We start from the raw sequence: 13,761 nt of genomic DNA, 5'->3' as shown, positions 1-13,761 counted from the left end.
CGTCCCCACGTAAACCGTGATACACTGATTTTAAAATTAAATGTAATAAAAAAGAGGCTTTATGAGAACTGCGTTTTATATTTCAGATGGCACAGCAATCACATCTGAAGTGTTTGGTCATGCGACTTTATCTTTATTCCCTGTCGAATTTAATCATAAAACAATCCCTTTTGTAGAAACTGAAGAAAAAGCGCATGAAATAAAAGCGCTTATTAACGCCACGTCATCTAAGCAAGGTGAAAAGCCTTTGGTGTTTTTTACTTTTGTGAATCATAAATTGTCTGAGATTATTCGCTCAGCGGATGCAGTTTCATACGACTTTTTAAGTACCTATAGTGAAAAAATTGAAAAAGAATTAAACGTGGCGCCAGTACCAAAAGTACACAGAACACACTCTATTCATGAAAAAAGTTATGATTTTAGAATTGATGCCGTTAATTATGCGTTGATGAATGATGATGGCGGCAACATTAAAAACTTTGCGGAGGCTGACATTATTTTAGTTGGCGTTAGTCGAAGTGGTAAAACACCCACTAGTCTTTATTTAGCGTTGCAGTATGGCATTAAAGCAGCCAATTACCCGATCACTGAAGACGACTTAGAAAGCGAAGGTTTACCAAAATGCTTAGTGCCTTATAAGCACAAACTGTTTGGCTTAACCATTGATCCAGAGCGATTGGCTGCAATAAGGGACAGACGCATGGCAAATTCAAAATACGCATCAATCAGACAGTGTCGTATTGAAGTGCGCGAAGTTGAAATGCTGTATAAAAAAAATAAAATTGCACATTTAAATTCTACTCATCATTCTGTTGAAGAAATTTCAGCAAAAATCATTTCTGATACAGGCCTTGAGCGTCGTAAGTACTAACAAACTAATGTGTGATTTAAGCGCGTAATCACAGTTAAACACAAAAAAGCCGCTAAATAAAAGCGGCTTTGGTATTTATGAACGGGTATTATTTACGCGCATCTTTTAGTAAATCAGCTACTAAAAATCCAAGCTCTAATACTTGATCAGCATTTAAGCGTGGGTCACATTGTGTTTTGTAGCGCTGAGCAAGGTCATCGTCAGATAAACCGTATGCACCGCCGGTACACTCTGTTACATGTTGGCCGGTCATTTCTAAATGAACACCGCCTGCGTAAGAACCCTCTGCTTTATGAACAGCAAAGAATTGGCTAATTTCGCGCATGATATTATCAAAGCTACGCGTTTTGTAACCTGAGCTGGCTTTTTCAGTATTGCCATGCATTGGATCTGAGCTCCAAATTACTTTGCGACCTTCTTGCTGTACCTTACGCACCAGCGCAGGTAACTTCTCTGGTAATACATCCGCACCCATTCGCGTGATAAGTGTTAATCGGCCTGGGATATTATCCGGGTTAAGCGCATCGATTAAACGGATAAGCTCGTCTGGGTCCATACCTGGCCCAACTTTAACGCCAATTGGGTTTTTAATACCTTTAAAAAATTCAATATGAGCATGGTCTAGCTGGCGAGTACGTTCACCAATCCAAACAAAGTGTGCTGAACAATCGTACCAGTCACCTGATAAATGGTCTCTACGTGTTAATGCTTCTTCGTAGCCTAGTAATAACGCTTCGTGTGACGTGTATAAATCAGTTTCTTTTAAGCTTGGCGCTATAGTTGAATTAATACCACACACTTCCATAAATTCTAACGCGTCTTGAATTTTGTCTGCAAGTTGTTGGTATTTTGCTTTTTGTGGATTAGCAGCAACAAAGCCCATGTTCCAACGGTTAACTTGATGTAAGTCGGCAAGTCCACCTTGTGCAAAAGCGCGTAGCAAATTTAGCGTTGCCGCACTGTGATGATATGCAGTCATTAAACGTTGAGGGTCTGGAATACGTGCTTCTTCAGTAAACTCAAAGTTATTTACTATATCACCACGGTAAGATGGCAACGAAACGCCGTCTATTGTTTCTAAGTCGGCTGAACGCGGCTTAGCGTATTGACCTGCCATACGTGCAATTTTAACAACCGGGCACTTTCCACCATAGGTTAATACTACAGCCATTTGTAAGATGGTTTTAAATGTATCGCGAATATTAGCGGCATTAAAGTCGCTAAACGATTCTGCACAATCTCCACCTTGAAGTAAAAAGGCACGGCCTTCGCATACGTCTTCAAGTTGTTTAAATAAACTTCTTGTTTCTTCAGCAAATACTAAAGGCGGTGCACTTTTCAACTGGCTTTCTACCGACTTTAATACGTCTTGATCTGGGTACTGTGGTTGCTGCAGTATTGGCAATTCTCTCCAGCTATTTGGGTTCCACGATTGCATGTTCATTCCTCATTCCTATTACCTGATGTAATGAAATTAACGTATGCAGTGTGCTTTGTTCAAGGACTAAATACACTATTTACCAATTATTTAGTTATTAGGTAAATTTTAATAAGATTTAAGAGCCTATTTTGAGTTACTTTTGATGAGCAAGTTTATAAAGCAAAAATAAATAAACATTTAAAAACAATAATCTAAGTAGGTAGAGTGTGCATTATAATGGCTTGAGTAGAAGCTTAACAGCTAAGCGATGGTGATACAGATAGCAGCAGGAACACATCATACTTAATTGGAAATATGTAATCTTAACTTTACGGGTGGTTTTAAAAAAAATGCTACTCAATTATGCGCTTTTAAATATTTATGCTAGCGCTTCCTACAAAGCTCAGTGCCTAAACTCACCCCTTCTATTATTTCCTTTAAAATATGTGAAGCAAAAGTACTTAAAAAAACCATAAAGAACACATCATACTAAAATTAAATTATAGTAAATCTTAGCAATAGAATTTTATTTAAAAATATCTATCAAAGGAAAAGGTTGTTTGCGAAAATAGTGACTAAGTAAGATGTGTTCTAGGTAGGTAGCTAATGGTTACAAAGGTACAAATAAGAAGTCAGTTTGATTTACTCAATGAATTAACACTTAGCTTAATTGATGAGCTTAAAGAGGTTGGCTTTGCTAAAGCAGAGTATTTTCAATTACCTGAGATTAGTAGTACTGAAGAAAATATAATCCCTGAGTCTATAAGCGTTTCAAAAATAACAGGGGAATTGGCACATAAGGCAATTTTAAATGCTTTCTCAGATATGTATAAAAAGCCAGGGCTAAGCAGCCGAGTATTAAAGCGACACCCTGGTTTGCTAGTAATAAAAGAGGCGAATAAACAAGCCATTATTGATCGCATAGCACAGGTAAATAGTGCAAAAGCAGCTTTTAAAAATTGTATTTTAGCAATAGATAATAACGACGCGCGATTTGAAGCGGTGCATAATGCAATGCCAAATTTAATAACGCTTGCGGCGTATCGTAAAATTCATAGTGAAATTGAATCCCCTTTTTCTGTTCGCTTTACTTGGATGCATAAACACGCAACCAAAACACTTACAAAAAAAATGGCGCTTGAAATGTTAGAAAAATCGGCAGGCTATAAAAACCCGCGAATGATTGATCAGCAAAAATGGCAGTCACTGGTTGCACAAGAACAGGTTCGAGTAGCCAGTTTGGGTGAAAAAGAAAAATTGCGAATTAGACGCCCTACTCGAGTTAGTCCTCAAGTTAATGTGAGGTACACTGCACAAAATCGCTATCATGTTAGTGCTGCTTTACCTTTTATACTAATTAACCCACAGCCCGACGTAAAATTTGGCGAACTACCGAGTTACCAAAAACCCTTATCGCATCCCCGAAAACGCGAATATGATTTTCTAGTGGACCGATTATATTTAGAACAAGTAACTAAATAAATTATGTTAAAAAGGCCACATTATGTGGCCTATAATATATTTGTTGGTAAAAATAAATAGAATTACTTTTCTACAATTTCTTCCAGCTTATCTTCATCAATCAATACCGCATTTTCAACAATGCGTTTGCCGCCTTGTATTTCAATACGCTTATTGTGTTTATTTAATGCCAATATCTCATCACAAAATTGATCAGACGGGTGCATTTCATAAGTGTAATCGACTATGTTGCCGGTTTTATCATCTTTAACATTGGTAATGCTGTATTCAGATATTGCTCCTTTTTCAATTAAATCTTTCATCGTGGTTGTCATATCACGACGCAGTGCTTTTAATTTATTTTCGGTAATATCATCCGTTGAGTAAATAGAGCCATATTTTTCCATAATAGAAAGTAATCTAAAATGGTAGGTTTTTCCTGGTGCTGCATAACGCCATAAATGATATAAACGCAGCATCATCCAACGCGATAATCCGCGTTTTAATTCTTGTGCACTGTTAAAGTAATAACCTTTGTATTCAAGGTTATCAATCATGTTGTGTACAAATGCATTTAAACACGCAACACATTTTACGTTTCCGCCTTGGCCTTTCTTACCACTAAAGTGCAAAGACGATAAAAAGTTCATATTCGACTCGTAAAACGAATCATCAATATCAGAATTTTTAGTATCCGTTGCAGAATATTTAAAAGAAAGTTTAGAACCTTGCAATGCTTCAAGCGACTCTTTAATTTGTGGATATGGCATAGATTGGCCAACCGCTTTAAGCTCTTGTGCTAATTCGTTCATAGAAAACACAACGGCATATTGAATACCGGACTTAAAATTAATTTTTACAATTTTACCTTTTGAAGCTAGGCGAATTAATGCGCGCTCTACTTTTTCTTCTCTATCTGATGGCCATACTAAATATTCTACATCTTCGCCATCTTTACGAGTACTGACCACAGCCGGTGTTATTTTTATTTCGCCATCATATAAAATACCATCTACTTTTTCAGATATCTTACGCGTAATGATGGTTTTTTTAGGGGCTTCTTCAAGTGGCAGTTTTTTGTGGCCTGAGCGAACAAAACGTCCCCACAGATCATAATGGTTAAATGTGTTAGAGTAAGCGCGTAACCCATGGGCTGCATTTTCTATCGAAATTCGCACATCTTTATTATCTGTAAATAGTGCTAGGCTTTCGTTATCGATCGCACTTTCCACCCCGTGAATTTGGCCCCTAAGTGTATCGGGCAAGTTATCTACCGAGATGTTGACCTTTCGGCTCATGGTTTTTATTTCCGTTTTTATTGTGACAGCTAATAACAACACATAAAGCCACAAAAGTTAAATGTTTAAGTTAGTATAAAAGTGATCTGACTTCAAATAAAATGCTCAGATCAGTATTTTACTAAGGAAAACTTAAGACAAGCGTTTTCAGATCACATTTTTACTAACTGAGTGTTGATAAGCCAAATTTTTACTAACTAAATAATAATTTTGTCCATTACAAAGTGTTTTTTTTTATATTTTACACGACAAATTATATAAAAATCTTAACCCCCTGTGGATAAGCTTAGTTCGAGTTAGCATAGATCTGATCTGTACTTACTACAGATCAGATCTATACTAATTAAACCATGCATTATCACTATTGCTTAGTGCATAACTTTATAATTTACTTAGTAAAAATATGATCTACAGGTAGGTATTTGTGAGTAACTCAGTGCTTAACCTGTGCGTAACTTAGATTGTAAATATTCGCTTAGTAAAAAGCTGATCTGCAAGTAGATAAGGATCTGATCTTAACCACGTACAATGCTGATCCACTATTTTTAATATTATTTATATAAATCATTACGTTATATATGTATTTTACACCCTTAGCCTTTAATACCTTATATATTTAACCATATTTAAACTTCTTTATTTATACTAAGCAATCTTAAAGGTGTAAAAATTATTTTATATGTCTTGTATTTAAAAGACATGTCGCCTTAAATAGTTGTTTACAGCTAATTGAATGGACATTATACTAAACGCCTAACTTTGAGGAATAAAGTATGTCTATCAATAAAAACGCGCTAGATACTTATCGACTTTTGAAAGCAACCGCAGAAGTTGCTGAAAAATCACTAGAAGGACGTATCCAACATTATCGCGCCCATCTTAAATCTGAAGAAAAAGAATTAAGAACTTACACCCAAAAAGCAGCAGCTGATTTACTTGGCTGTAATAATCGTACCTTAAAAAGACGCCATGACAATGGCGACTTTGACGATTTAAATATAAAACGCGGTGCAAACGGCCACTATGCCTACACCTTAGTTAATATTTTTGCTATGGCTGATATTATGGACATACAGCCTGATCACCGCGCATCAACAGACAAACTCCAAGTTATTGTTATTAATTCATTAAAAGGTGGTTGTGGTAAAACAACAAGCATGGTTAACATTGCTGCTGCACTCGCTACCACTAACATTAAACGTTACCGTATCGGTATAATTGATTTAGATCCTCAAGGGTCATCATCAAGCTTTTTCCCATCTTCAGAGCCCGATCCAATTACCGTTGGTGATTTGATGCGTGATTGCATTGACCTTGATGAAGGTGAAACATGGCCTGAATTTGTGTCTAACTCTTTTTTACCAACACATATTCCTAATATTCGTGTTTTACCATCAGGTATGGATGACTTTTATTTTGAGCACGAAACAGCAACATTACTCAAAGACACCTCCAATTATGAGCAAACACGCCATTACCACAAACTACTAGAACGAGTAATAAATCCGGTAAAAGATGAGTTTGACATTCTTTTAATTGATACAGCGCCAACGCTTAACTTTATGTTTTACAATGCATTAATGGCTTCAACGGCGATGCTAATTCCGGTTCACCCTGAAGCGGTAGACTTTGATGCAAATAATAAATATTTAAAACGTTTAGGTGAGATTTATCATACCGTTGCCGCTCTTGGCCATGATGGTTGGGATTTCATGCAATTTTTAGTTACTAATTATGTGAAAGGCAATCACTCACAACGCGACATAGTTAAAGATGTGCGTAGTGCTTTTGGTCGCCAAGTAATGAGCTATCCTATTAATCATAGTTCAGCAATTACCGCCAGTTCATCGTCGTTCAATACTATCTTTGACCAAAAAGCATCTGACAGCTTAGCAAGTAGAGAGTCATTAATGCGCGCACAAGAAAATATCAAAGATGTAGTGGATGAACTCGAAATGCTAATTCGTTCTAATTGGCAATCCACTCAATCTAAATTAAATACGCCTAAGTAAGGATGTTGACTAAAAATGGCTAAAAAACGTAAAAATGACACCCGCTTAGATCCCTTTGCAACCGCTGTTGGCAGTAGCAGCTTAGATGCTCTTTTAGAGCAAGCCAATGCAGGCGATGTTATTCGTATGCCTGCTCCCAGTGATCCTAACCGGGAAATAACGCTTGTTTGTAAAGTGATTGCTCACAACGAGATTGAAAAATCGACCCAAGTTTATGGTAAAAATCGTCGCGTACAAGCGCTTTTAAACGAAAAGTCAGTCGCAGATATTCTTCCTGCTATTAAAAAAGATGGCCGTAATCAGCACCCTGCTCTATTATGGGAGCAAGGTGATATGAGCCTTGTATTAGCTGGCTCTAGACGTCGTAAAGCCTGTATTTTAGGTGGCGCAGACTACCTCGTATTGAGTTCTAGTGACTTTAGCGAGCAAGATGCCAAAGTACTTGCGGTTTCATCAGATCAATACATTGCCCCTAGTCTTTGGGAGTTGGGTCAAGCGTATCAGCAAACTAGAAACGATCTTATTCAACAAGGCAAAAAAGGCTCGTACCGTGAAATTGCTGTTATTGAAGGGGTATCGCATACAGCGATTGCTGATGCGATAAAAGCGTATGAGCAAATATCTGCAGATGTTATAGCCCTTTACCCAACAGCTAATCATGTTGGTAGAGAAGTTGCTAAAAAGCTGATTAACGCAAAGGAGCGCGATGAGGAAGCATTTAACGAGTTAGTTGTTGCACTTGCCAGCAATGATGAAATTAACGCCTTAGAAGCCGACGACAAGCGCGCTATGCTAATTACTAAATATCTAACTGCAGAGCCTAAAACAGCATCAAAACGTGAAGCGGTTTTAGAAAATGACTTTATTAGTGTGCAACGTAACCTTAAAAGTGGTGACGTTTCAATTAAAATAAATAATAAAGTGATGACAGACAAGCGCTTAGAGCAACTTACTAAGTTATTAAGTGCCTTTAATTAGTTAGTAATATCGTGATCTGTAAAAGGGGTTGGGTTAGTTAAAACATGATCTAAACCTCTTTTTTAGTTGGTAAAAATCTGATCTTTAGTGGCATAAAAAGGCTAAAAACATGGCTTAAACCATCAAGGATCATATTTTTACTAACTAAACACCTCCTTTTAATGCCATTTTTCACCTTGTTAGTAAAAACCTGATCTAAGCCTAACTAAATCTCCTTTTAAAGTTAATTAATTGTTTTTCTTTTGTAATTTAAACGTGCTTTTTTAGTGAGCAAAATTAAACAATGATCGCCAATTCGCTATAAACCAATTTTTTACTAACCAATCAGATCCAACCAGTTTATTTTAAAAATAATATTGCTTTAGCTCAGCGCTGATAAGGCATATACTGGAAAAATTGTTTTTAAATTTTAATACTTTGAGTGACATGTCTGCTAACTTATCAAAAAATGATTTAATGGCTATTTTTGAAGAAATTAAAAATGAGCAGGCTACCCAGTTTCCTCTTTCTGAGCGATTCATAAAAAAATTATTTAAACCCGCGGTGTTGGCCAAAGGAAAATCGTACTATAAAAACGGCCAAATCAGTTGGTTAGAACATAATGCAGATTTTTCTGTGGTTGACTCTACGGTGCAAGGTGATAAAGGAATCGCGTTCAACCAACGTATTGAGATCAGTAAATTACCAACTGGTTATTCGGTCGATACCCACTGTACCTGTAATGTTAAAACTAAATGCCGCCATTTGGCCGCTATTTTGTTAAAGCTTAAAATTGAGCATTCTGGTGAGTACGGTGAAGATTATTTTATTAATGATTGGTTTAGTGAACTAAGCGCACTTAAAAACACCGACCAAGCTCAACCCTCGCAAGTATTACTGTTTGTATTAGACATAGAAAACAACAAAGTATTTTTAACCCCTAAAATTGCCAACTACGATAAAAATAATAATTATGCACTTGGGCGAAATTTAACTGAGCAACAGCTTAATAGTTTTGTAACCCCTAGCGATTTGCTCGAAAGTGATTTTAGATTATATAGCTGGATCCGATCGCAAAATGCGGTCGGTAATATTGAGCTTAAAGGTCAATGGGGTTTTAATGCGCTGCAGCAATTACTAGCCACAGACAGATTATTTTTACAACGCTCTCGAGTACCTATTAAAGCGCAACCTGGTTTACCTCTTAACTTTGTTTGGGAAAAACAAAAAGAGGTAACCCAGTTAAAAATTCATCTTGATCAAATTCCTAATTGGGCGTTAATTAAAACAACGCCGCCTATCTATTTAGATTTAGATAAATATAAGTTAGGCCGTATTCGCACGCCCCTCAGTGCTGATGAAATTGCGCACTTACAAACTATACCGGCGCTGCACGATACAAACTTTGACCGAATTTATAAGCAGCTTGCTGATAACTTTGGTGTAGGTGTTATTCCCCACCCGACTAATGCACCAAGCACGCCTGTTAAGTCGTTGAGTAATGCCATACTTAAAGTCAGCATGTCGGGCTCAGTAATGGCTATTTCGTTATCGTTTAAGTATAAAAATAAAAACTATTTAGCGGGCACCGCGCCTGCAAAGTTAATTAATAGCGCCTTTGAAAACACCGTTACCAATGAGTTAGTCAACTTAGGCTTCGATTTTTGTAAAGGGGGTTTACACAGCGAGTTTATTTTTAGTCAGGAATCGGCTATTCACTTACATTGGCTAGTTCACGAGGTACTGCCCAGCTTTAAACAACGCGGTTGGCAAGTATCAATGAGCAAAGTTAATGTTGCTGATACTAAAAGCCAAATCTCATTGCATGTAAACAGAGCTGCAGGTCATCAAATGCATAGTAAAGTAATGCTAAACGATACCAAAGTAGCTACCCTATTAAATGTAAATAATAAACTTTATGAATCGTTAAACCGTCAAAGTGAATTATTTTATTACTACCCTGTTGGCCGTCAATTTGGGGTTATTGATAAAGCAGCGTTTAATTTATTAATTGAGTTTAAACTGCGGTTTGAATTTATTAAAACCCGTGACGAATTTAACATTCCGCTTTCATACTTACCTGAATTAGTTCAGCACACAGCTATTAATGTAGAGCTACATGACCCGTCATTAGAGCGTTACCTTGATGAACTAAATAACGATGCACTGCTATCACCTAACACTGCCATTCATGGCTTACACGATTCTGTAGTATTAAGAGAGTATCAGCAAGAAGGCGTGGCTTGGCTTAACTTTTTAAAGCGTAATCAGTTAGGTGGGATTTTAGCGGATGATATGGGCTTGGGTAAAACGTTACAAGTGATTGCCTACTTAGCAAGCTCATACAATACACCGCAAGCAGGACCTACGCTTATTGTGTGCCCTACAAGTTTAGTGAGTAATTGGCAAAACGAAATTACCAAGTTCGCAAAAAGCTTAAAAGTGACCACTATTTTTGGTGCACACCGAAATGATTCGTTGCAGCATTTGGCACAAGCGCAATGTATTTTAACCACGTATCCGCTATTAAAACGTGACATTGCTTATTACTCACCGCTGTATTTTGAAAACATTATTCTTGATGAAGCCCAGTATATTAAAAACGATACCGCACAAGTTTCGCGGTTGGTAAAACGTTTAAATGCCGACTTTAAGCTTTGTTTAAGTGGCACCCCAATTGAAAACAATTTATTTGAATTAAAGTCGTTACTCGACTTTGCAATGCCCTCGCTTTTAGGTTCACAGGCGCACTTTAAGCAGCATTTTCAAGGCCCTATTGAACGCGAAAGCAACATTGAACGTGCAGAGCAACTAAAAGCGTTAATTATGCCGTTTATTTTGCGCCGTACTAAAGCCCAAGTGGCTCAAGAGCTACCGCAAAAAACCGAACTTATAAAAGAGTTTGAGTTTGAACCTAAACAAAAAGATATGTACCAAGGTATAACTCGTGCGCTTGAAGAAAAACTGATTGATTTATTTGCCGAGCAAGGCGTACAAAAAAGTAAACTCGCTTTTTTAGAAGCTTTATTAAAGTTACGCCAAATTTGTTGTCATCCTAAACTCATTGAACCTGAAACTGAGGCAGCCAGTGCTAAATTAGAATGGTTATCGAGTCACTTACCTTTAATGCTTAGCCTTGGCCGTAAAGTGATTATATTTAGCCAGTTTACCTCTGCCCTTGATTTAATTGCCGAGCGTTTAAATGAGCTAAATATTAATTTTAGTATGCTAACTGGGCAAACGCGTCATCGCGATAAAGTAATAGACGAATTCACCAGTGGTAACACTTCCGTGTTTTTAATTAGCTTAAAAGCCGGTGGTACAGGGCTTAATTTAACCCAAGCCGACACCGTTATTCATTTTGATCCATGGTGGAACCCAGCCGTTGAAAAACAAGCCACCGATCGTGCTTATCGAATTGGGCAAACAAACCCAGTGTTTGTTTATAAACTAATTATGGCTAACTCTATTGAACAAAAAGTATTTCAAATGCAGCAAGATAAGCAAGCGCTTGTAGATGCATTATTTACCGAAAAATCAATGAGTTTTACCCAGTTTGACGAACAACAAATGCTGTCTTTAATTAAAAGCTAAAATAATTTTAAAAAATCATGACGAGTTTTTGAACTTATTTAAATTGTAGGCGTCTATTAATATGCTTGGTTAAATTGCAGTTTCTCCAAGCTTTCATGTTGATATCCCATATAGTAGTTACTAGACATAGTAATGATTAAGCCAGCCAGTAATGCGCTGGCTTTTTTTTGCTTTTAAAAATATTTATTTTTTTATTTAATTTATTTTGAACTAATCACAAATGGCTGGGTCTATTATTATGCTTGTAGTTGATGTGTTGTTATACAAGTTTCATGTTGATTTCCCTGTTTGATTACTAATTTAGTAATATTGAGCCAGCTTTATTAGCTGGCTTTTTTTATGCCTCAAATTCAACTTTTTTAAAATTATTTTGAACTAATTTAAATGCAGCGCGTCTACTATTATGCTTGTAGTTGATATGTTGTTTTACAAGTTTCATGTTGATTTCCCTGTTTGATTACTAATTTAGTAATATTGAGCCAGCTTTACTAGCTGGCTTTTTTTATGCGCTTAATTTAGTGTTTTACCCTACTGCTAAAGAGAGTAATTCGTTATGATGGCATGTCACTAAATTTTAAAAGTTTATTTTATGTTTACTTCATTTTTATCCCATTTAGATTGGTTAAGTGTTGGTACTGGCGCTATAGCCGGTATGGCTATTTTCAGCGTTGTATCAGTCCAGTTAAGCAAAAAAATAAAGCGCCAAGTGAGTGAGCAGCAGCAAGAGTTATTGTTATTACAAAGCCAGTATGAGCATACGCAAAATCAATATGCCTCTTTAGTGGAAGAGCACGACTTGTTAGGGCTTACTCATCAAGAGCAACGTGATCAGGCGCAACATTTTAAAACGCGATTAACTGAGCAAGAAAAACAAAGCCAACTTTATAATCAATATTGGCGTAAAGCCGAAGCCGAGCTAACCGCCCTGCGCGAGCAATACAATCTGCGCGATGTCGAGCTTAATAATATACGCACTACCCTTGAGCAAAAGCAGCAACATTTCAGCGAGCAACTGGCTCACATAGAGCAAAGTAAAGAAACGCTTAAAAAAGAATTCGAAAATTTAGCCAATCAAATCTTAGAAGAAAAATCGCAAAAATTTAAAACCCTCAATCAAGAAAGCATAGAGCAGTTACTCAAGCCGGTTCAAGGTGAGCTAAAAGGCTTTAGAGATAAAATGGAATCTATTCACGTTGAAGACTTAAAACAACGTGCAGCACTTAAAACCGAGCTATTACATTTACAAGCCAAAAGCCAAGCCATTACCGAGCAGGCTGACAAGCTAAGCAATGCCTTACAAGGGCAAAAGAAAACCCAAGGTAATTGGGGCGAACTCATGCTTGAAAACGTGCTTGATAGCGCAGGACTTCGAGCTGGCACAGACTATAAACGCGAAGTGTCGTTTAATACCGAAGATGGTCGTCTTCGTCCTGATGTGGTGGTGTATTTACCCCAAGGTCGGCACTTAGTGATTGATGCAAAAACATCGTTAAATGCCTATACCCGCTACGTAAATGCCGAAACAGAGCTGGAATCTCAACAAGCGATTAAAGAGCATGTAAATGCCGTAACTGCCCGTATAAATGAGTTGGCCAGTAAATCGTATGACCGTTTACCAGGGATAAACTCGCCTGAGGTAGTTATTATGTTTGTACCGATTGAATCCGCCTTTGTAGAAGCACTTAAATACCAAAGCGACATTTACCAGCAAGCAATCGAAAAAAACATTTTGGTTGCTACCCCTACTACCCTGCTAACCAGTTTAAATATTGTTAAACAGTTATGGCGCTTTGAAGAGCAAACTAAATACTCAAAAGAGCTGGCTAATCGTGCTGAGCGTTTCTACAGTAAACTCAACGGCTTTTTAACCAGTATGGAAGGCGTGGGTAAACAGCTTGATAAAGCCAAAGAAACTTACGATAAAGCATTTTCTCAGTTATACCGTGGTAAAGGTAACTTAATTAAACAAGCCTCAGAATTTAAAGAGTTGGGTGTATCGGTGCAAAAAGAGTTACCTCAAGAAAGCGTTGAACGCGCTCACTTAGAGCTTGATGAATAAACACCACATATAATATTTGCGCACTAAGGCTGTGCGTTTATGTGGCTAGTTATTTACTAACTGCGCAGGCACTATAATAATATCTGTCC

At 37.2% G+C, this 13,761-nt stretch carries 8 protein-coding genes; 6 read left to right on the top strand and 2 right to left on the bottom strand.

Features of this window, described 5'->3' with window-relative positions:
• Positions 1-61 precede the first annotated feature (61 nt).
• On the top strand, positions 62-871 hold the full coding sequence (gene ppsR, locus CWC14_RS02555; protein ID WP_036955577.1) for a posphoenolpyruvate synthetase regulatory kinase/phosphorylase PpsR: 810 nt from the start codon (positions 62-64) through the stop codon (positions 869-871).
• 88 nt (positions 872-959) lie between these two features.
• On the opposite strand, the gene CWC14_RS02550 is transcribed toward ppsR, so the two are convergent.
• Entirely contained in the window at positions 960-2,309 is a 1,350-nt protein-coding gene (locus tag CWC14_RS02550) for a class II 3-deoxy-7-phosphoheptulonate synthase (RefSeq protein WP_024602472.1), read from the bottom strand.
• A gap of 588 nt (positions 2,310-2,897) precedes the next feature.
• Between CWC14_RS02550 and CWC14_RS02545 the strand changes: the two genes are divergently transcribed.
• Positions 2,898-3,773 carry a DNA replication terminus site-binding protein gene (locus CWC14_RS02545; protein WP_008464472.1) on the top strand — a complete coding sequence of 292 codons (876 nt, stop codon included), beginning with the start codon at positions 2,898-2,900 and terminating at the stop codon, positions 3,771-3,773.
• 62 nt (positions 3,774-3,835) lie between these two features.
• Here CWC14_RS02545 and CWC14_RS02540 read toward each other — a convergent pair whose 3' ends face one another.
• Complete coding sequence (locus CWC14_RS02540) at positions 3,836-5,050, bottom strand: hypothetical protein (RefSeq protein ID WP_013463357.1); 1,215 nt, start codon at positions 5,048-5,050, stop codon at positions 3,836-3,838.
• A gap of 773 nt (positions 5,051-5,823) precedes the next feature.
• Here CWC14_RS02540 and CWC14_RS02535 point away from each other — a divergent pair.
• The 4 genes from CWC14_RS02535 (at position 5,824) to CWC14_RS02520 (ending at position 13,672) form a co-directional block, all read left to right on the top strand.
• A complete protein-coding gene (locus CWC14_RS02535) occupies positions 5,824-7,062 on the top strand; it encodes an AAA family ATPase (protein WP_008464468.1) in 1,239 nt (412 codons plus the stop codon).
• A 15-nt stretch (positions 7,063-7,077) separates the two neighbouring features.
• Positions 7,078-8,040 (top strand): transcriptional regulator, encoded by a 963-nt coding sequence (locus CWC14_RS02530; RefSeq protein WP_138561090.1) that lies wholly within the window; start codon positions 7,078-7,080, stop codon positions 8,038-8,040.
• Between the two features lie 426 nt (positions 8,041-8,466).
• A complete protein-coding gene (locus CWC14_RS02525; protein WP_138561088.1) occupies positions 8,467-11,613 on the top strand; it encodes a DEAD/DEAH box helicase in 3,147 nt (1,048 codons plus the stop codon).
• Between the two features lie 589 nt (positions 11,614-12,202).
• Entirely contained in the window at positions 12,203-13,672 is a 1,470-nt protein-coding gene (locus tag CWC14_RS02520) for a DNA recombination protein RmuC (protein ID WP_138561086.1), read from the top strand.
• Positions 13,673-13,761: the final 89 nt, after the last annotated feature.

Source organism: Pseudoalteromonas sp. S3260 (assembly GCF_005886925.1).
Classification (GTDB): Bacteria; Pseudomonadota; Gammaproteobacteria; order Enterobacterales; family Alteromonadaceae; genus Pseudoalteromonas; species Pseudoalteromonas tetraodonis.
This window is presented reverse-complemented; position numbering and strand designations above follow the sequence as displayed.